The organism is Halomonas sp. SH5A2 (assembly GCF_014263395.1).
Taxonomy (GTDB): Bacteria; Pseudomonadota; Gammaproteobacteria; order Pseudomonadales; family Halomonadaceae; genus Vreelandella.
Genome location: NZ_CP058321.1, coordinates 2,139,127 through 2,157,850 on the forward strand (window position 1 = coordinate 2,139,127; position 18,724 = coordinate 2,157,850).

The 18,724-nt window shown below is 55.4% G+C and carries 19 protein-coding genes; 7 read left to right on the plus strand and 12 right to left on the minus strand.

Translation table 11 applies throughout. From position 1 onward, the window contains the following. Positions 1-62 precede the first annotated feature (62 nt). From HXW73_RS10005 to HXW73_RS10020, 4 genes are all read right to left on the minus strand, one after another. Positions 63-659, minus strand: coding sequence for an AbiV family abortive infection protein (locus tag HXW73_RS10005; protein WP_222104998.1), 597 nt, complete (start codon positions 657-659; stop codon positions 63-65). After that, positions 652-1,799, minus strand: a protein-coding gene (locus HXW73_RS10010) for an IS3 family transposase (protein ID WP_186252975.1) whose coding sequence is annotated in 2 segments (ribosomal slippage) — positions 652-1,559 and positions 1,559-1,799 — 1,149 coding nt in all. Because the reading frame shifts where the segments join, the coding sequence is not laid out codon by codon here. The genes HXW73_RS10005 and HXW73_RS10010 overlap by 8 nt, the downstream gene beginning before the upstream one ends. A gap of 50 nt (positions 1,800-1,849) precedes the next feature. Further along, positions 1,850-2,002, minus strand: coding sequence for a hypothetical protein (locus tag HXW73_RS10015; RefSeq protein ID WP_186252976.1), 153 nt, complete (start codon positions 2,000-2,002; stop codon positions 1,850-1,852). 50 nt (positions 2,003-2,052) lie between these two features. After that, positions 2,053-2,529, minus strand: a complete 477-nt coding sequence (locus tag HXW73_RS10020) for a hypothetical protein (protein ID WP_186252977.1) — start codon at positions 2,527-2,529, stop codon at positions 2,053-2,055. A gap of 230 nt (positions 2,530-2,759) precedes the next feature. On the opposite strand from HXW73_RS10020, the gene HXW73_RS10025 reads away from it, so the two are divergent. Continuing rightward, positions 2,760-3,728, plus strand: a complete 969-nt coding sequence (locus tag HXW73_RS10025) for an integron integrase (protein ID WP_274600560.1) — start codon at positions 2,760-2,762, stop codon at positions 3,726-3,728. A gap of 664 nt (positions 3,729-4,392) precedes the next feature. Further along, the gene (locus HXW73_RS10030; protein ID WP_186252978.1) at positions 4,393-5,706 is read left to right on the plus strand and encodes a hypothetical protein; all 1,314 of its coding nucleotides are present in this window, start codon (positions 4,393-4,395) and stop codon (positions 5,704-5,706) included. A 7-nt stretch (positions 5,707-5,713) separates the two neighbouring features. Here HXW73_RS10030 and HXW73_RS10035 read toward each other — a convergent pair whose 3' ends face one another. After that, complete coding sequence (locus HXW73_RS10035) at positions 5,714-6,235, minus strand: zinc ribbon-containing protein (RefSeq protein WP_186252979.1); 522 nt, start codon at positions 6,233-6,235, stop codon at positions 5,714-5,716. A 161-nt stretch (positions 6,236-6,396) separates the two neighbouring features. Here HXW73_RS10035 and leuS point away from each other — a divergent pair, with 161 nt between their 5' ends. From leuS to HXW73_RS10060, 5 genes are all read left to right on the plus strand, one after another. Then, on the plus strand, positions 6,397-8,982 hold the full coding sequence (gene leuS / locus HXW73_RS10040; RefSeq protein WP_186252980.1) for a leucine--tRNA ligase: 2,586 nt from the start codon (positions 6,397-6,399) through the stop codon (positions 8,980-8,982). After that, a complete protein-coding gene (gene lptE, locus HXW73_RS10045) occupies positions 8,979-9,473 on the plus strand; it encodes an LPS assembly lipoprotein LptE (protein WP_186252981.1) in 495 nt (164 codons plus the stop codon). Before leuS ends, lptE begins: the two co-directional genes overlap by 4 nt. Next, positions 9,470-10,537 (plus strand): DNA polymerase III subunit delta, encoded by a 1,068-nt coding sequence (gene holA / locus HXW73_RS10050; protein WP_186252982.1) that lies wholly within the window; start codon positions 9,470-9,472, stop codon positions 10,535-10,537. Before lptE ends, holA begins: the two co-directional genes overlap by 4 nt. Before the next feature lie 171 nt (positions 10,538-10,708). After that, positions 10,709-11,107, plus strand: a complete 399-nt coding sequence (locus tag HXW73_RS10055; RefSeq protein WP_186252983.1) for a PA2779 family protein — start codon at positions 10,709-10,711, stop codon at positions 11,105-11,107. 3 nt (positions 11,108-11,110) lie between these two features. Further along, a complete protein-coding gene (locus HXW73_RS10060) occupies positions 11,111-12,070 on the plus strand; it encodes a PA2778 family cysteine peptidase (RefSeq protein WP_240538608.1) in 960 nt (319 codons plus the stop codon). 63 nt (positions 12,071-12,133) lie between these two features. On the opposite strand, the gene nqrM is transcribed toward HXW73_RS10060, so the two are convergent. From nqrM to HXW73_RS10095, 7 genes are all read right to left on the minus strand, one after another. Then, positions 12,134-12,388: a (Na+)-NQR maturation NqrM gene (gene nqrM, locus HXW73_RS10065; protein WP_066315197.1), complete on the minus strand. Its 255-nt coding sequence runs from the start codon at positions 12,386-12,388 to the stop codon at positions 12,134-12,136. A gap of 129 nt (positions 12,389-12,517) precedes the next feature. Then, on the minus strand, positions 12,518-13,750 hold the full coding sequence (gene nqrF / locus HXW73_RS10070) for an NADH:ubiquinone reductase (Na(+)-transporting) subunit F (RefSeq protein WP_186252984.1): 1,233 nt from the start codon (positions 13,748-13,750) through the stop codon (positions 12,518-12,520). 73 nt (positions 13,751-13,823) lie between these two features. Beyond that, a complete protein-coding gene (nqrE, locus tag HXW73_RS10075) occupies positions 13,824-14,441 on the minus strand; it encodes an NADH:ubiquinone reductase (Na(+)-transporting) subunit E (RefSeq protein WP_186252985.1) in 618 nt (205 codons plus the stop codon). A gap of 1 nt (position 14,442) precedes the next feature. Next, entirely contained in the window at positions 14,443-15,111 is a 669-nt protein-coding gene (locus HXW73_RS10080; RefSeq protein WP_186252986.1) for an NADH:ubiquinone reductase (Na(+)-transporting) subunit D, read from the minus strand. Positions 15,112-15,113: 2 nt separating this feature from the next. Further along, on the minus strand, positions 15,114-15,935 hold the full coding sequence (locus HXW73_RS10085) for a Na(+)-translocating NADH-quinone reductase subunit C (protein WP_186252987.1): 822 nt from the start codon (positions 15,933-15,935) through the stop codon (positions 15,114-15,116). Continuing rightward, a complete protein-coding gene (locus HXW73_RS10090; RefSeq protein ID WP_186252988.1) occupies positions 15,935-17,161 on the minus strand; it encodes an NADH:ubiquinone reductase (Na(+)-transporting) subunit B in 1,227 nt (408 codons plus the stop codon). The genes HXW73_RS10085 and HXW73_RS10090 overlap by 1 nt, the downstream gene beginning before the upstream one ends. Then, positions 17,161-18,510, minus strand: coding sequence for a Na(+)-translocating NADH-quinone reductase subunit A (locus HXW73_RS10095; protein ID WP_186252989.1), 1,350 nt, complete (start codon positions 18,508-18,510; stop codon positions 17,161-17,163). Before HXW73_RS10095 ends, HXW73_RS10090 begins: the two co-directional genes overlap by 1 nt. Positions 18,511-18,724 lie beyond the last annotated feature (214 nt).

The window sequence follows — 18,724 nt, forward strand, 5'->3', positions numbered from 1 at the left end:
GCCGACAAGGTAACCGGACGCTTTGTAGCGCCAGCGAAAAAGCGGTCCGGTTGACCGCCTGGTTAAACGTCATCTGGATCAATCCCGTCATGTAGAAAATTCTCCATGCCATTTTCACCATCCGGCTTTAAGCCTTCCTGCTGCATGGCCTCGTACCAACTTGCCACCGCACGCTTCATCCAGTTCATATCCTTTTTCCAGACAGGGCCGACATGCTCGACCCACAATTCAATCTCACGTTCTGAAGTAGGAGAGGCGGAAGACAGCAGCTCGGCCGTGGAAACCAGCTGGTCTGCCAACTCGCCATCAATTACTTCGTCGGGAATTGACCAGTGTCCCTTATTGCTAAGACAGTCCGTATAAAACCCGAGCTGCTTAATCTGGTCCAAAATGTATGGATGCTCCGCATCTTTATCGAATAGGGGACGAAGGTCGTCGAGTCTTCTCGCTCCCTCAGCCACGAGCTGAGGAAAAATCCACTGCACATTCTTGTTCGTGTGGGAGCGGTACCACTTCCATTCTTCCTTCAACTCATTGTCGTCACGTGCAAGAGACATAGCACGAAGTATTGAGACCTTTCCTGACTCTTCGATAGAAAGCGCTGCTAGAGAACATGCTGTCTGATCTGCCCCGCTAAAAACGGACACTTGGTTAAGCACTGTTTTTGAGCTCGTAGTCCATGGGACTTACGTAACCCAAAGCACTGTGACGTCGTCGGCGGTTGTAATCAACTTCAATGTATTCGAACACATGCTGGCGAAGCAGCTCCTGGTTCATTATCGGTTCCCAGTGGATTGCTTCCACTTTCATTGAATGGAAGAAGCTTTCCACGCAGGCGTTGTCCCAGCAGTTCCCTTTACGGCTCATACTTTGACGCAACTGATGCGTTCGCAGCCGGTCTCGGTAGGCGCGGGAACAGTACTGGCTTCCCTGATCACTGTGGCAAATCACCCCTGTGGGGAAATTACGTCGCCACAGCGCCATTTCCAACGCATCGCAGACCAGGTCTGCGGTCATCCTGGTATTCATGGACCAGCCGATGACAGAGCGCGAATAGAGGTCAATGATGACGGCCAGATACAGCCAGCCTTCAGAGCTCATCAGGTACGTGATGTCACCGGCCCACTTCTGGTTCGGTGCGGTCGTCTCAAAGTCCTGCTCTAGTAAGTTGGGCGCCACGGGCAAGCTGTGGTCGCTGTCTGTGGTGACGACGAATTTGCGGGCGGCCTTCGGCACCAACGATTGGCGCCGCATACTGGCGCCAATCGTTTTGACATCATAAGAGTGGCCATCGTCCGCCAGCGTGGCCTGGATGCGTCGGGCTCCATCGCGCCGCTTGCTCTGGCCGAACGCCTCTTTCACGCGGCGATCAAGCCTTTCCCTGGCTTGTTCCAGTTGACTGGGCTGAAACCGAGTTTTCTGCCATGTGTAATACCCACTTCGCGAGACCCCGAGCACAGACGCCATCCGGATCACGGAAAACCTGTGACTGTTCTCAAGCATGAAGCTGTAACGCTTCACTTTTGGTTCTTGGCGAAGTAGGTCGCCGCCTTTTTTAATATGGCCAGCTCCTCTTCACGCTCGGCTATTTGGCGCTTCAGCCGGGCGTTCTCGGCAGCCAGTTCAGACTCGCGCTCGGAGACATTGGCCTTCTTTTTCGCTGTCGAGCGCCAACCATAGATTTGCGATTCATGGATACCTAGTTCTCGGGCGGCGCTGGCAACGCTGGTTCTTTCTGCGAGTTTCAGCGCTTCGGCCTTGAACTCATCGGAATAACGGGTGCGCTTTTGTTTGCTCATCGTGGATCACCTCATAAGCGGATTGTACTCGCTTAACGCGGTGTCCAGAATCAGTGGGGCGGATCAGTCGGATGCCGCCCAGCGTCAAGAAGGAGCTTGGCATCCTGCGCCAAGCGCGCCGCATTTTCCGAAGCAGCAGTCATGCCTTCGGCTATCTGCGAGAAACTTAAATTTCCTTTATAACTTGGCAGTTTCTTCGACACGAGTCTCATCCGTTTAACGTCGGCAGCAGAGGTGAGAGCTTGCGAGCATCCTACTGACTGCCTTTGTTAAGCGAGTTTTTTATCTCTTTCAACTCTATCTTCAGCTCTTCCAGCTTCTCTTCTTTGTCGATAGCTGTATCAATTGGTGCTGTTACGCTTGCCGCTTTAATGAAAAAATAAAATGCGCCAATGAAGCCAACAACTCCAAAAATTGGGATGACGGACATGGTCACCAGACCTAGTGTAAGCCAGATCAATCCTTTGATGAGTTCACGATTTGCAGCATATATAAGAGCCGAGAAATATGTAGAACGGTCTGCGCCTTCAGAAGTTAACGCCTTATACTTAGTGATCTGATATGTAAGGAGTTTCTCCTTAGACACGAGCGATCGCTTAGCATACTTGGCATTCAGCTTACCGTAGGCAAGTGGCGCATATTTCAAAATAAGCCAAAACAAGAAAGCCCCAACGACGCTTTGAAATACTGGTTTCCACCATTCATTAAAAATCTCTTTAAATTCTACCAAAGTACCTATCCTTAATTTTGCTTAACAGGTATTAGACGGCGCGTCCTATGATTGCATAAACGCGCTTTCATGTTTACTTAGCAAATGTAGCCTACCTTTTCGCGTGTAACCACATGATTTTAAATTAAATTAATATTAATTAGGCTACATTCGCAAAATTCGCGCGCTTGCGCGTTTTGCCAAGCTCAATAATACTGTATGTATATCCATCATCAGGAGATAGACACAAAATGGATATGCACAGCAGGCCTCCGAAACTAATGGATCGTGTGAAAGCCGTTATGCGGGTAAAGCGCTATAGCCCACGTACTGAAAAAACATATTGTTACTGGATACGTTACTTCATTCGTTATCATGGGGTGCGTCACCCTGCCAGCATGGGCTCTTCTGAAGTGCAGGCTTTTCTGGAGCATCTTGCCGTAGAGCGATATGTGGCTGCAGCTACACAAAACCAAGCGCTTAATGTATTGGTATTTCTGTATCGCCATGTCCTTGATATGGCATTGGGTGATATTGGCTCCTTTTCACGAGCTAAACGCCCGCGTCGATTACCTGTCGTGCTTTCTCACGAAGAGGTCATGCGTGTATTAGATCAATTGTCTGGGCCTATGAATTTGATGGCCACCCTGATGTATGGCTCGGGACTGAGACTCATCGAAACATGCCGTTTGCGCGTAAGAGATATTGATACCGAACGCCATATCATCACCGTCAGGGCAGGGAAAGGTGATAAAGACCGAACCACTTTACTACCCAATGTCTGTCTTCCCGCGTTAGAGGCGCAAATTGAGTCGGCTGAACGGCAACTTGCCTATCGGCTAGCACGTGGTCGCGTACCAGTCACTTTACCTCATGCTCTGGATCGTAAGTACCCAAACGCGGGCACTTCCCTAGGTTGGCAATGGCTGTTTCCTGCCAGCCGCCCATGCTGTGATGATGCCGGGAACGTCGTTCTTCAGCATATTCATTCATCGGCTGTGCAGAAGGCCGTGAAGCAGGCAATGAAGTCTGCATCATTACCACGTCCAGGCTCTTGTCATACCTTACGGCACAGTTTCGCCACCCAATTGCTGAGCCAAGGCACGGACATTCGCACAGTACAAGAATTGCTAGGCCACAAGAGCATTGAGACAACGCAAATTTATACGCATGTGATAGGTAAGGAGTTTGCCGGTGTGCGCAGCCCTTTAGGCGAATGAGCTAAACGAGGGCACGCTACCGCCCCGGTGCGTCTGGGATGCGTTAAAAAGCTCCGCTTGCGACCGTCTCACCAATTTTGTCGCCTATTTTGGATTACACAGACGTTATATCCTTGACGTTACTCAGCTTTCTTCGGGATTGCAAAGCAGACACTATTTTTTGTTATGGCATTCCTCACCCCAAGTTCATGGCGGGGTTTTGGCCTTATCATCGCTCGGCTAGTCTGGCTCCTGCATTGGTGTGGTGCTTTTAGGGGGTTGCGTGGAGCGGTGGGTTTCTGGGCATGTTTGGTGGGTGCCTTTCTTGAATCCATGCATGCGTTAGGTGTTGTGGCCTTATCAATCGCCCGACAAAGTCTGGCTCCTACATTGGCGTGGTGCTTGTAGGGAGTTTCGTAATACATTGAATTTCTGAGCGTTTCGTTGAGTGCCTTTCTCGAATCCATGCATGCGTTAAGAGTTGTGGCTTAATCATCGCCCGACAAGTCGAGCTCCTACAATGGTGTGGTGGCTGTAGGGGGTTCCGTGGCGCGGTGGGGTTCTGTGCATTTTTATGGGTGCCTTTACCGAACCCAGGAATGTTGCGGCCCTTGCAGGTCGGTTCAGGGCTGGCCTTCCGTTGCAAACCCGATTAGCCTGCTAACTCAACCAGTAAGGGATTGAGATGCAAGAGACGACTTCTCGGCAGCGCTTGGCGGGCGTGTTGATTTTGCTTGGGTTAGTGGCGCAAATAGTGGGGTTTGGCGGCTGGGTGGCGACCACGCAGGCGGTGAGCTATGTCCTGTGGGCGGCGGTAGTGCTGCTGTGGCGTGATATTCCCAGGCGTTCGCGGATCCAGGCGGGGGTGTTGATTGTCCTGGGCGCGGGCATGCTGTTGGTGGCGCGGTTTGTTTACGGCGCTGAGGTCGATTGGCCTGCCATGTTGCAGGGCAACGTGTTTGTGGTGGCCATGCTGGTGGGCGTCAGTTTTATCACGCTGATTGGCAAGCAAGGTAGCAAAGGTGCTTCGGGCAGCCGCGTGACCGGCGCGGGTGGCGTGCTGCGCACCTGGTTGGGCGTGCATTTTCTGGGCACGATCTTGAACCTTTCCACCGTGCTGATGGTTGGCGACAAGCTGGCGAGGCGCGGGCCGCTTAAGATGCCGCAGCTGTTGGCGCTTAACCGTGGGCTTTCCAGCGCCGCGCTGTGGTCGCCGTTTTTTGCCTCGATGGGCCTGGTAATCTCGCTGGTGCCCGATGTCCAGTACGCGCACATTGCCCTGGCGGGCTTTCCCCTGGCGATGTTGTCGGGGCTCTTCACCACGCTGGAGTTGCGGCGGCGGTTTGATTTACGCGAAGTGGATGGTTATTCACTGGCACCGCGCAGCCTGCTGATGCCCGTGGGCATGGCGGCGCTGGTGATGCTGTTTCACTTCTGGCTGACGCCGTCGCTGACCATTGTCAGCATTATTACCTTCCTGCTGCCGGCGGTTGCCGTACTGAGCAACCTGCGCGATGGGCCGCGCTTTACCCTGCGGCGAGTCCGCCAGCACACCCTCAACCGCTTGCCTGCCATGCGCGGCGAGGTGTCGCTGTTCCTGGCGGCAGGGTTATTGACGCTGGGGCTTTCCACTCTGGTGTCGGCCGCGGCGGGTAGCGACTGGACCCTATTTACGGACTTTGGCACACCCCAGGCAATGGTCAGCTTCGCCGCCATTTCGCTGAGTGCACTGGCCGGGCTGCACCCGATTATCGGCGTGTCGGTATTGGCATCCATACTCAACTTGGAAGGCGGCGAGCAAACGCTGTTTGCCTTTGTGGCATTGAGCTCGTGGGCGGTGGGCACAAGCGTAGGGCCGCTTTCGGGCATCAACCTATCCCTTCAGGGCCGCTACGGGGTGAGCGGCTACCGGATGATGACCCATAACCTGCTGTACGCGGCTGTCCTGAGCCTGCTCTCGCTAGGCGCAATCACAGGCGTCAGTTTGATTGTCGGCTAGCGGCGTCTCAGGTCTCGACGATTTTGCCGGGGAAGCGGTAGAAGTAGCGATGGCCGCACTGGTGGCAAGGCTCCAGCCGCGAGACGCTGTGAAGCATCACCTGGGCATCGCAGTGCACACAGGCCATCAGGCCGGGAGCGGCCATCTCGCCCTCGCAGTAATCGGCACGGGCGGCTTCCAGGTCATCGTCAAAGCGCTCACGCTCGACGATGCTGCGGTCGGCAATCGAAAGCAGCGATTCCGCCACGCGACGGGAAAGGTGGTCAAGATCGATGCCTAACCAACTGGCCACCTGTTTGCCGGTATCCGACATGTAGTGGCGCATGTCTTTCAGGTCACGCTCCACCCAGGCCCGCAGCAGGGCCAGTTCATCCTTGGTGTACTCTTCCAGCTCCGCTTCAAATTCAACGGCGTCGTCCAGGTCTTTTTGCAGATTGTCCCAGGTCAGCTCGTCAGCGCCGTCCTGCATCCGCTCCAGCAAACGTTCGTAGCCTTCGCGTAGGCGATGATCGTTGTGTTGCTTACTCATGGTCCCTCTCCTTTTGTCGACGCGCGGTGTGACCTATCATGGCCTAGCCGTTCAAGGATACACCTGCATAGGATACAATCGACGCCACTAATCTGACAGTCGTCATCTAACATTCACTTTGCGCCCAAGTTGGGCGATACGCCAAGGCATTAAATAAACCGATGGACGCACACTACAGCCCTCGTGAAATTGAACGCGACGCCCAACAATATTGGGATCAACATCAATGCTTTAAAGCAGTAGAGGACGCGAACCGCGAAAAGTTTTACTGCCTTTCGATGTTCCCCTACCCCAGCGGCAAGCTGCACATGGGCCACGTGCGTAACTACACTATCGGCGACGTGGTGTCCCGCTTCCAGCGCATGCAAGGCAAGAATGTCATGCAGCCCATGGGCTGGGATGCGTTCGGCATGCCGGCGGAAAACGCCGCGATTCAAAACCAGGTGCCACCCGCCAAGTGGACGTACCAGAACATCGATTACATGCGCAACCAGTTGAAAGCCCTTGGCTTTGCCTACGACTGGAGCCGCGAATTCGCCACCTGCGATACCAGTTATTACCGCTGGGAACAGTGGTTCTTCACCAAGCTGGTGGACAAGGGCCTGGTGTACAAGAAGATGTCAACGGTCAACTGGGACCCGGTCGACCAGACCGTATTGGCCAATGAGCAGGTCATTGAAGGTCGCGGCTGGCGTTCCGGGGCCTTGGTCGAGCGTAAGGAAATCCCGCTGTGGTTTTTGAAGATCACCGACTACGCCGATGAGCTGCTGGCGGATCTCGACAACGTCGAGTGGCCCGAGCAGGTCAAGACCATGCAGCGCAACTGGATCGGCAAGTCCCAGGGCGTCGAGATGTCTTTCGACGTCAAGGCCGCCGACGGTTCAAGCGGTGAGCCGCTTTCGGTCTACACCACGCGCCCGGACACGCTGCTTGGCGTCACCTACATGGCCGTCGCCGCCGACCATCCGCTCGCCAAACAGGCCGCTGAAGGCAACGCCGAGCTACAGGCCTTTCGCGAGGAGTGCGCTCGCGGCGGCACCTCGGAAGCCGAGATGGCGACGAAGGAGAAAAAAGGCCTGCCCACAAGTTTTAAGGCCATTCACCCGCTCACCGGTAACGAAGTGCCCATCTTTGTGGCCAACTTCGTACTGATGGAGTTCGGCACCGGGGCGGTCATGGCCGTGCCCGCCCACGACCAGCGCGACTGGGAGTTCGCCACCAAGTACGGCATTGAGATCAAGCCGGTCATTGCCGATGAAAACGGCAACACCCCCGACCTGTCGCAGGGCGCGTATGCCGAACACGGCACGCTGATCAATTCTGGTGAGTTCGACGGGCTCGACTTTGAAGCCGGGTTTGATGCAATCGCCGCAAGGCTTGCCGAACTGGGCTGCGGCGAGGTCAAGACCAACTTCCGCCTGCGCGATTGGGGCGTGGCCCGCCAGCGCTACTGGGGCGCGCCGATTCCGGTCAAATACGGCCCGGAAGGCCAGACTGTGCCACTCACCGATGACCAGTTGCCGGTCGAGCTGCCGATGGAAGTCACCGTCGACGCTTCGGGCTCACCGCTCAAGAAGATGCCCGAGTTTTCTGACCTGGGCGACGGCTGGACCCGGGAAACCGACACCTTCGACACCTTCATGGAGTCTTCGTGGTACTTCGCGCGCTTCTGCTGCGCCGATAACCACGAGGCCATGCTCGATGAGCGTGCCAACTACTGGCTGCCGGTCGACCTTTACATCGGCGGGATCGAGCACGCCATTCTCCACCTGCTCTATGCCCGCTTCTTCCACAAGCTGATGCGTGACTTTGGTCTGGTGGATTCCGACGAGCCCTTCCAGCAGCTGCTGACCCAGGGCATGGTGATTGCGGAAACCTACTACCGCACCACCGAAAACGGCGGCAAGGAGTGGTTCAACCCCGCCGATGTCGAGGTCAAGCGCGACGAGAAAGGCCGCCCGCTCAGCGCGGTATTGATGAGCGACGGCCAGCCGGTGGAAATGGGCGGCATCGAGAAGATGTCCAAGTCGAAAAACAACGGCGTTGACCCGCAGTCGATGATCGACAAGTTCGGCGCCGACACCGTTCGCCTGTTCATGATGTTCGCCGCTCCCCCCGAGCAATCACTGGAGTGGTCGGATTCCGGCGTGGAAGGCGCCCACCGCTTCCTGAAGCGCATGTGGCGTCAGGTGCACGAACATCTTGAAGCCGGTTCGCCAGGCAAGCTGGATGTGGCCGCGCTCGATGACGACCAGAAAACACTGCGCCGCAAAACCCACGAAACCATCAAGAAAGCCAGCGACGATATCGGCCGTCGGACGACCTTCAACACAGCGATTGCCGCGGTGATGGAGCTGTCCAACGCCCTGGCCCGCTTTGATGACGACTCAGCCCAGGGGCTTGCAGTGAGCCGTGAGGCATTGGAAGCCTGTGTATTGCTGCTGGCACCGATTACGCCGCACCTTTGCCATCGTCTTTGGCAGCAGTTGGGTCATACAACCCCGGCGATTGAAACACCCTGGCCGGCCGTCGACGAAGCGGCACTCACCCGCGATACTATTGAGCTGGTTGTCCAGGTCAACGGCAAGTTGCGGGCCCGCCTGGAAGCCCCGGCCAGTGCCGATAAAGCCGCCATTGAGCAGTTGGCAATGGAAAACGAAAACGTCCAGCGTCACCTGGAAGACAAGACGGTGCGTAAAGTCATCGTGGTGCCGGGCAAGCTGGTTAACATAGTGGTGAGCGGATGAATCGACGGACCTTTTTAGCCACCAGCATGGCCGCTTCAGCGGCCGTGCTCCTCAGCGCCTGCGGTTTTCGACTGCGCGGCGCTGGTTCAATGCCCAGCCTGCCGCCGCTGGCCCTTGAAGGCGACACCAATAGCGACCTGGCCCGCCAGCTCAGCGACCGTTTGGAGCAGCAAGGCACTCAGCTCAGTGATAGCGGCGAGTGGCGCGTAACCCTGGGATCGCCGAGGCTCGACGAACGGCGCCTGGGTGGTGAAGGCCGCGGCAGCCGAGACCACGAGCTGACCCTTAGCACGACAGTGTCCGTTCAACGCCGTGAGGACAACGCCTACCTGCTCAATGGCGAGACGCTATCGACCAGCACCCGCATACGCGTCAACGACGATGACCTGCTCAACCGTGACGATCTGTTCAGAGAAGCCGAGCAGACCCTCAATCGTGAATTGGCGGAGCGCATTATCGAACGTCTCAGCGCCCTTGATAACGCCTCGTGAAAGTCTTTGCCGATCAACTGCCCGCCGCACTGGCCAAGTCGCTGCCTAAGGTCGTGATCGTGGCAGGCGATGAGCCGCTGCAACACCGCGATGCCTGCGATGCGGTGAGAGCCGCTGCCCGCCAGGGGGGTATCGAGGAGCGCGAAGTACTCGATGTTGAGCCCAACTTTGCCTGGGGGCGGCTGCTTGAAGTGGCGAGCAACCTGTCGCTGTTCGCCACCAACAAGCTGCTTGAACTGCGTTTGGGCCAGCACAAGCTGGGTCAGGAAGGCAGTAAGGCGCTGGCTGAGTACGCCCAGCACCTGGACAATAACGATGACCTGCTATTGATCAGCATGGGCAAGCTGGATGCCAAGCAGCAAAAAAGTGCCTGGTTCAAGGCGCTCGACAAGCATGGCTTGTTCGTCCCGGTATGGCCGGTTGATGTCTCGCGGCTGGGCTATTTTCTGCGCGACCGAGCCTCGCTTCACGGCTTACAGATTGACCTCGACGCTGCTCGCCTGCTGGGTGAGCGAACCGAAGGCAATCTGCTGGCCGCTGATCAGGCGATGCAGAAACTGGCCCTCATCCACCCCCAGGGCACACGGCTTAATGCGGAAAGCATCGCTCAGGGCGTGGAAGACAGCACCCGCTTTGATGTTTTCACCCTAGCCGACGCCTGTTTGAAAGGCGAACCCAGCCGTGTCTCGCGGATTGTCACCGGGTTGCGTAGTGAAGGCGTGGAAGCGCCTATCGTTCTCTGGGCACTAACCCGCGAGCTGCGTACCCTGCTGTCGCTGCATCAACACATGGACCAGGGCCAAAGCTTTGAGCATGCCTGCAAGGCACAAAAGCCGATGATTTTTGACAAACGCCGTCCGGGCTATCAAAAAGCCACTCAGCGACTGCCCATGAAGCGTTTGCATAAGCTGCTGTTGATGGCTCAGCGGCTGGATCTCGCCGTTAAGGGAGCGTCACCGGTGCCGTTATGGCCCGGGTTGCATGATCTGGCGATGACCATGGCCGGTGGACGCGGCTTACTGGCTGAATCCGCCTGGACGTACCGCGTTGCTCCCAGCTTTTAAGACCTCCCCGCCACGTACATCCGCGCGCTGCTGACAGAATAAGCAACAACCGTGAATTCTCAGTACCAAACGGTATGCCCGGCTTAAAAAAAAGCTGAATTATTCCTATACTCTTTTTTCAAGCCATATGCGCTTGGCCCATCCCTATAAATATGTCTAAGGATCAAGACGATGAAAAAAATACGTGCCTATCTCTCGACGCTGCTTATCGCCGCCCTGGTCATTACCAGCCTGCCCGTTGCGGCAGCACCGGCTGCATCACCCTCTACAGACCTGGTCAGCACGCAGTCAGTTTTAGCCAACGATAGCGCCCAGGCAGACCGCGAGCGGATCCATCAGCTGCTTAACCGCGCCGATATTCAGGACGCACTGGTTAAACAAGGCGTTGACCTGGATGAGGTGGAAGCGCGTGTTGCTGCTTTGAGCGATGCTGAAGCCCAGCAAATGGCCAACCAACTGGAAGAATTGCCAGCGGGTGCGGGGGTCGTCGGCGCCCTGTTTGCCGTATTCGTAATTCTACTGGTGACCGATATTCTCGGCCTGACCGACGTTTATCCGTTTACGCGCTAATTCATGAAGCCTATCCTCATGAACGCTATCTATTGCTTTCAAAACGCCCGCCTCGCGGGCGTTTTCGTCTTGATGCTGTTACTCACGGCTTGCGCCAGTGCCCCGCAGCTGCGCGATGGCACTGAGCAGCGCCTGCCCCGCCAAAGCGAGCTCAGCGACGTTCCCTTTTACGCTCAAACCGAGTACCAGTGCGGCCCGGCGGCCCTGGCCATGGTACTGAATCACCAGGGCGTCGATACGGACGTCGAGACGCTTATCCCCCAGGTATTTATTCCCGACCGCGAGGGTAGCGTTCAACCGGAAATGCTGGCCACCGTACGTCGTCATGAACGTCTCGCTTTTCCCATTCGCGGCAGCTTCGACGACCTGTTGGGGCATCTGGCCGCCGGAGACCCGGTTGTGGTCATTCAGAACCTCTCGCTTGCGGCGTTCCCCATGTGGCATTACGCGGTGGCGATCGGCTACGACCTGGATAGCGATACCCTGACGCTGCGCAGCGGTGAGATCGAGCGGCACACAATGTCGTTCAGCCGTTTTGATGCCACCTGGGGACGGACCGATCGTTGGGGATTTGTGGTGGCCAAGCCGGGTACCCTGCCCGAGGGCATTACCGCACGCAACGCCATCAATGCGATCAGCGCCTATGAGGAAGCGCATGGCCCCCAAGCCACGCTAAGCAGCTGGCATGCAATGGTCGAGCGTTACCCTGGCAATGCGGTTGGTCAGTTTGGCCTGGGGAACGCCTACTACGCCAACCAGCAATCAGACAAAGCACTCAGCGCCTTCCAGGCAGCCACTCAGCATGATCCACAAATGGGCGCGGCGTGGCTGAATATCGGGCTATTGCAGCTGCAGAGGGACAAGCCGGAGGCGGCTAGGGAGGCACTTAGCAAAGCGGCGTCCATTGAAGGCAGCTGGCAGGCACGCGCTCAGGAGACGTTGGAAAATCAACTGGGCAATTAACTGAAAACGCCGTGGCCAAAGCCATGGCGTTTTTGGAGAAATAATCAGTCTGTTAGTCGGGGATTAACGACGCGAAGCGTTGTAACCTAGATCGGCACCACGGCTTTCATCGCTACGGCGACGTGCGCTACCGCGTTTACGATTCTCTTCTTCGCACACCTTGTCTTTACCGCCGCAGATATCGCAGCCGTCTTTCATGCCGATTTGATTCAAGCCACCACAGGAACCCGCAATAGGTTTGCGTCCCATGATGACCCCCACGGCCATGACCGTCATCACCAAGGCCATGAATCCGAAAACCAGTAGCCAGATGGCCATAATTACCTCCTCTCACGATGGGGCTTATCAGTAGACAATAACAAGTTCAATTAGTGCCTGATATTCCTCAACGCGAAAATAAAGGGGGCCAGCCAATGGCCAGCCCCGCAGTCGCCCTTAGGCATGCTATTAACCGCCGAAGTCATCCAGCATGATGTTTTCCGGCTCAACACCCAGATCAAGCAGCAGCTTGATGCAAGAGGCGTTCATCATGGGCGGCCCACACATGTAGTACTCGCAATCTTCAGGCGCGGGGTGGTCCTTCAGATAGTTTTCATACAACACGTTGTGAATGAAGCCCGTTGGCCCGTCCCAGTTATCTTCAGGCAGTGCGTCGGACAACGCCAGGTGCCATTCGAAGTTCGGGAATTCTTCGGCTAGTTTGTCGTATTCTTCATTATAGAAGGTTTCACGCCATGAGCGAGCACCGTACCAGAATGAAATTTTACGATCAGTTTTCAATCGCTTGAGCTGGTCGAAGATATGGCTACGCATTGGTGCCATGCCAGCCCCGCCGCCGATAAAGATCATTTCGGCGTTGGTATCCTTGGCAAAGAATTCACCGAACGGTCCCATCACGGTCACTTTGTCGCCCGGCTTCAGGCTAAAGACATAGGTCGACATGAGCCCTGGCGGATGGCTGGTGCCGGGAGGCGGCGTCGCGATACGGATGTTGAACTTAAGGATACCCTTTTCATCCGGGTAGTTCGCCATTGAGTAAGCGCGAATGACTTCCTCGTTGTTCTTGTGGGAAACATCGAACAAGCCGAATTTTTCCCAGTCGCCGCGGTATTCCTCTTCGATATCAAAATCAGAGAACTTGATATCGTACGGCGGTGCCACCAACTGCACATAGCCACCGGCGCGGAAGGCAACTTCTTCGCCTTCCGGCAGCTTCAGGTTCAGCTCTTTGATAAAGGTGGCAACGTTGGGGTTATCGATAACCTCGCATTCCCACTTCTTGACGCCAAATACTTCCTCTGGCACTTCAATCTTCATGTCCTGCTTGACCGGCACCTGACAAGAAAGGCGCCAGCCTTCTTTCTTCTCGCGCATGGTGAAGTGCGACTCTTCGGTCGGCAGGATAGAACCACCGCCTGTCTCTACACGACACTTGCACTGGGCGCAGGAACCACCACCGCCACATGCCGAGGAAAGGAAAATACCATTGGCAGCCAGGGTGTTCAGTAGTTTGCCACCGGCCTGGGTCGTCAAGGTATGTTCAGGGTCTTCATTGACCTCAATGGTCACGTCCCCACTACTCACAAGCTTGCTGCGCGCTGCCAGGATGATCGCCGTTAAACTGAGAACGATGACCGTAAACATGACAACACCGAGCAAGATGACAGTTGTATCAACCATGTCGGTTTCCTATTGCTGAAGGGTTTTCTTTGCCCCGACGAAACTCACGCATCGTCGGGAAAACCGGCTCCGATTAAAGCTGAATGCCTGAGAAGGACATAAAGCCCAACGACATCAGCCCTACGGTGATAAAGGTGATACCCAGGCCCTGCAAACCAGCCGGTACATCGCTGTACTTGAGTTTTTCGCGGATACCTGCCAAGGCAGCGATCGCCAGCGCCCAGCCGGTGCCTGCACCAAACCCGTATACAACCGACTCACCAAAGTTGTAACTACGCTCAACCATGAACAGCACGCCACCGAGGATGGCGCAGTTCACCGTAATCAGCGGCAGGAAAACCCCCAGCGCGTTATAGAGCGTAGGCACGTACTTATCCAGGAACATTTCCATGATCTGAACAAGCGCCGCAATAACGCCGATATAGCTGAGCAACCCGAGGAACGACAGGTCGATGTTTTCAGCACCATTGATGCCGGTCCAGGTCAGTGCCCCTTCTTGAAGCAAGAAGGTGAATACCAGGTTGTTGACCGGCACGGTGACGGTCAGAACAACGATAACTGCAATACCCAGACCAATCGCGGAGGATACCTTTTTGGATACAGCCAAAAAGGTACACATGCCGAGGAAGAAGGCCAACGCCATGTTTTCAACGAAGACCGAAGCAACAAAAAGGCTTAAATAGTGTTCCATGTTACACGGCCTCCTTCGGTTGAGTATTTTCCTTCATCTTGAACTCGTTCTCTTCAACCTGCTCCGGGTTGAGTGAACGCATCACCCAAATCAGCAGGCCAATGATGAAGAACGCGGAAGGCGGAAGTAGCAGCAAGCCGTTGCCCACGTACCAGCCACCGTCCTGAACGGTCTGCAGTACCGTGAAGCCAAACACGCTGCCAGACCCCAGCAGTTCGCGGAAGAAACCAACAACCATCAATACAAAGCCGTAGCCCAGACCGTTACCGATACCGTCCAGGAAGGACATGCCGGGCGTGTTGGACATCGCAAAGCCTTCCGCACGTCCCATGACGATACAGTTGGTAATGATCAGGCCCACGAAGACCGATAGCTGCTTGGACATTTCATACGCATAGGCTTTCAGAATCTGATCCACCACGATTACCAGCGAGGCAATAATGGTCATCTGAACGATTATCCGTATTGAAGACGGAATATGATTCCGAATTAGCGAAACGAACAGGTTAGCAAATGCGCTTACAAAGATAACGGCGAGTGCCATTACCAATGAAACGCTCATGCTGGTCGTTACCGCGAGTGCCGAACAGATCCCCAATATCTGTAGCGCAATGGGGTTGTTCTTGAAAATCGGCGCCGTTAAAACGCCTTTTGCATTTGCGTCCGCCATGATTAGGCCCCCTCAACGTCTTCGAAGTTGGTATCGGTGTCTTCGGCGTCTTCCGGGTCAGTGCCGCTACGGAATTTTGCCAAATACGGACCGAAGCCTTCTTCGCTTAACCAGAATTGCAGCATATTGGTCACGCCGTTACTGGTCAGCGTCGCGCCGGATAGCGCATCCACTTCGTGTTCGTTACTCGCGCCGCCTTTGGTCAGGTGGATTTCCGGCGAGAGGTCACCCTCTTCGTCGTAAACCTCTTTACCTTCCCACTGGGACTGCCAGCGCGGGTTGTTAACTTCAGCACCCAGGCCTGGCGTTTCACTGTGCTCGTAGTAGGTGATACTGACAATGGTATTGCCATCACCTTCTACTGCAATGAAGCCACGCATCAGCCCCCAAAGGCCTTGGCCACGAATCGGCAGCACGATCTGTTCCGGATCGTTTTCATCGCCAATCAGGTACACAGTGGAGTAGTTTTCTACCCGATTTAGACCCGCAATGTCCTTTTCACCTGACAGCGTACGGCCAGTGGCCGGATCCCTTGCGGCTTCAAAGTGATTGAAGGTATCAGGGTCGAACTCGTCGGTGTACTCACCGCTTTCCATATCAACAACACGGGCCGTAATCTGCTGATTGAATGTTTCTTCAACATCCATACCCGGCTCGTAGAGTTTAGCCACATTAAGAATGTTGGTCTTACGGTCCAGTTCCTGGTTCAACTGCTGCGCGGGGCGTAACGCCACCGCCGCAGTCGAGACAATGACGGAGCACACGATACATAGTGCAAACGCCACTATCAGGATCTTTTTGATTGAGTTATTACCTTGTGCCATTAGGCAGTCTCCTCGGCCGGTACGCCCGTACGCTTGACGCGACGTTTGATATTGGCCTGCACGAAGTAGTGGTCAATCAGCGGGGCAAACAGGTTGGCGAAGAGTATCGCCAGCATGATGCCTTCCGGGAAAGCCGGGTTTACCACGCGGATCAGCACGGTCATCACACCGATCAAGGCGCCAAACAGCAGGCGGCCCTGGTTCGTCATGGAGGCAGATACCGGGTCCGTCGCCATGAACACCATGCCAAAGGCAAAACCGCCAATCACCAGATGCCAGTACCACGGCATCGCGAACATCGGATTGGTATCAGACCCCATTAGATTGAACAACGTACTGGTGATGACCATACCCAGGAAAACGCCCAGCATGATTCGCCAACTGGCTATCCGGGTCCACAGCAGAACGGCAGCGCCAATAAAGATCGCCAGCGTGGACACCTCGCCTACCGAGCCAGGTACAAAACCGAGGAAAGCGTCCCACCAGCTGAAGGTGTCAGCCAGCGAGCCCATGCCTTCCTGGAAGGCCAGCGACAGCGCCGTGGCACCTGTGTAGCCGTCGGCCGCCACCCAGACAGCATCGCCGGAGATTTGCGCCGGGTAAGCAAAGTACAGAAATGCCCGGCCGGTCAGCGCGGGGTTCAGGAAGTTTTTCCCGGTACCCCCGAAAATCTCTTTACCAATGACCACCCCGAAGGTGATACCCAACGCCACCTGCCAAAGCGGAATCGTCGCCGGCAAGATCAGTGCGAACAGCACGGATGTTACGAAGAAGCCTTCGTTAACCTCGTGGCCGCGCTTGATGGCAAAGAGCACTTCCCAGAAACCACCGACGACGAATGTCACCAGGTAGATCGGCAGGAAGTAGGTTGCCCCTAATACGAAGTTGGCCCACAGGCTGCTCGGGTCGTGCCCTCCTGCCAGGGTCATCATGATGGCTTCGCGCCAGCCGCCCATCGATGCATAGCCTGCATCGATAGCCGTATTGGCCTGCCAGCCCGCGTTCCACATACCAAAGAACATCGCCGGGAAGGTGCACATCCAGACGGTGATCATGATGCGCTTCAGGTCGATGCCGTCGCGCACATGGGCGGTGGTTTTGGCCACATTGGGGGGTGAGTAGAAAATCGTATCTACGGCTTCATAAAGCGGGTAAAACTTCTCGTACTTACCACCTTTATGGAAGTGCGGCTCGATGTTATCGAGTGTTTGTCGAATACCCATCATCAGGCCTCTTTCTCGATCATGGTGAGATTGTCACGCAGAATGGGACCGTACTCGTATTTGCCGGGGCAAACATAGGTACACAGGGCAAGGTCCTCTTCGTCCAGCTCCAGACACCCCAATTGCATGGCAACCTCAATGTCGCCCACGATCAGCGAACGCAACAGTTGCGTTGGCATGATATCCAGCGGCATCACGGTTTCGTAGACACCAATTGGCACCATGGCACGCTCGGATCCATTAGTCGACGTGGTGGGGGCGTAGTTACTCAGGCCTTTAATCTTGGAAAGATAAATACCCAGTACGGAATGGCGGTTAGCGCCTGGCGACAACCAACCCATGAAAGAGCGCTTGTTGCCCTCTTCTAGCAAACTGATTTGATTGTCAAAACGTCCCAGATAGGTCAGCTTTCCTTCAGCGGCAAAGCCCGAGAATACTGATCCTGAAATAATACGGGTGTCTCCCGGTTCGACGACATCTCCAGCCAGAAGTTCATCGGTGCTGGCTCCCACGCGGGTACGCACCAAACGCGGATTCTCGGCACGCGGACCACCAATCGCGACCACACGGCTTACATCCAGTTTACCTTCAGCAAACAATTTACCAAAGGCAATGACGTCCTGATAACCAATGTGCCATACCTTTTTATGCAAGGCGACTGGCGACAGGTAATGAATATGCGTCCCTACCAGGCCTGCGGGATGCGGCCCAGCAAAGCTTTCGGTGGTAACACCCTCGACATCACCGCCGGGAACAGAGGCGTTAGCGCCCGTGCACAGAAAAACGTTGCCCTCGGTCAGGCGGGTTAGCACCTTGAGGCCGTCTTCAAATGCTTGCGTGTTCTCGTTGATGATCAACGCTGGATCAGCGCTGAGTGGATGGGTATCCACAGCAGTAACAAAAATATCGGCAGGCGTGCTGTCGATCGCCGGCGTCCGCGAGAAAGGACGCGTACGTAACGCGGTCCAGAGTCCGGATTCTACCAGTTGGTCAACCACGACCTGGCGATCAAGTTGACCTAAAGAAGCACGCTCATGAGAAGCAAAGCTCACAGCCTCTTCCTGCTCGTCAACTTTGATAACGACAGATAATAGACGACGCTTTTCGCCACGGTTTATTGCGATCACTTCACCGGAGGCGGGTGCGGTGAAGCGCACGCCATCAATTTTCTTGTCGGTGAAGAGCAGTTGGCCCAGTTTGACCTTATCCCCTTCCTGAACTTCCATTGTCGGCTTCATGCCAACGTAGTCAGTACCCAGGATTGCCACGTGGCGCACAGGACGCGCATCTTCAATACGCTGCTCGGGCGCTCCCGTGATGGGGAGATCCAGGCCTTTTTTGACTTCGATCATAGTCTCGCCCAGTTGATGGATCGGATATACGAAGGTAAGGGGTTCGAATGCTTATTTTCTGCTCAGTGAATATTTGTTATCTGTTCAGATTGTTACCAGTCAGGCTCAAGTAGCACTTGAACCACCCCGAAAAATCCATCGTATTATAAAGACAACCGGGCCTAATGACCACATCAACTGGGGTCGCCTAAAGTGCTATAGACGCCCTCATTTC

Excerpts from the sequence above, each read along its gene's own strand:
- HXW73_RS10025 (WP_274600560.1), top strand. The coding sequence starts at position 2,760 with ATGGATATGCACAGCAGGCCTCCGAAACTAATGGATCGTGTGAAAGCC.
- HXW73_RS10030 (WP_186252978.1), top strand. The coding sequence starts at position 4,393 with ATGCAAGAGACGACTTCTCGGCAGCGCTTGGCGGGCGTGTTGATTTTG.
- HXW73_RS10035 (WP_186252979.1), bottom strand. The coding sequence starts at position 6,235 with ATGAGTAAGCAACACAACGATCATCGCCTACGCGAAGGCTACGAACGT.
- leuS (WP_186252980.1), top strand. The coding sequence starts at position 6,397 with ATGGACGCACACTACAGCCCTCGTGAAATTGAACGCGACGCCCAACAA.
- lptE (WP_186252981.1), top strand. The coding sequence starts at position 8,979 with ATGAATCGACGGACCTTTTTAGCCACCAGCATGGCCGCTTCAGCGGCC.
- HXW73_RS10055 (WP_186252983.1), top strand. The coding sequence starts at position 10,709 with ATGAAAAAAATACGTGCCTATCTCTCGACGCTGCTTATCGCCGCCCTG.
- HXW73_RS10060 (WP_240538608.1), top strand. The coding sequence starts at position 11,111 with ATGAAGCCTATCCTCATGAACGCTATCTATTGCTTTCAAAACGCCCGC.
- nqrM (WP_066315197.1), bottom strand. The coding sequence starts at position 12,388 with ATGGCCATCTGGCTACTGGTTTTCGGATTCATGGCCTTGGTGATGACG.
- nqrF (WP_186252984.1), bottom strand. The coding sequence starts at position 13,750 with ATGGTTGATACAACTGTCATCTTGCTCGGTGTTGTCATGTTTACGGTC.
- nqrE (WP_186252985.1), bottom strand. The coding sequence starts at position 14,441 with ATGGAACACTATTTAAGCCTTTTTGTTGCTTCGGTCTTCGTTGAAAAC.
- HXW73_RS10080 (WP_186252986.1), bottom strand. The coding sequence starts at position 15,111 with ATGGCGGACGCAAATGCAAAAGGCGTTTTAACGGCGCCGATTTTCAAG.
- HXW73_RS10085 (WP_186252987.1), bottom strand. The coding sequence starts at position 15,935 with ATGGCACAAGGTAATAACTCAATCAAAAAGATCCTGATAGTGGCGTTT.
- HXW73_RS10090 (WP_186252988.1), bottom strand. The coding sequence starts at position 17,161 with ATGATGGGTATTCGACAAACACTCGATAACATCGAGCCGCACTTCCAT.
- HXW73_RS10095 (WP_186252989.1), bottom strand. The coding sequence starts at position 18,510 with ATGATCGAAGTCAAAAAAGGCCTGGATCTCCCCATCACGGGAGCGCCC.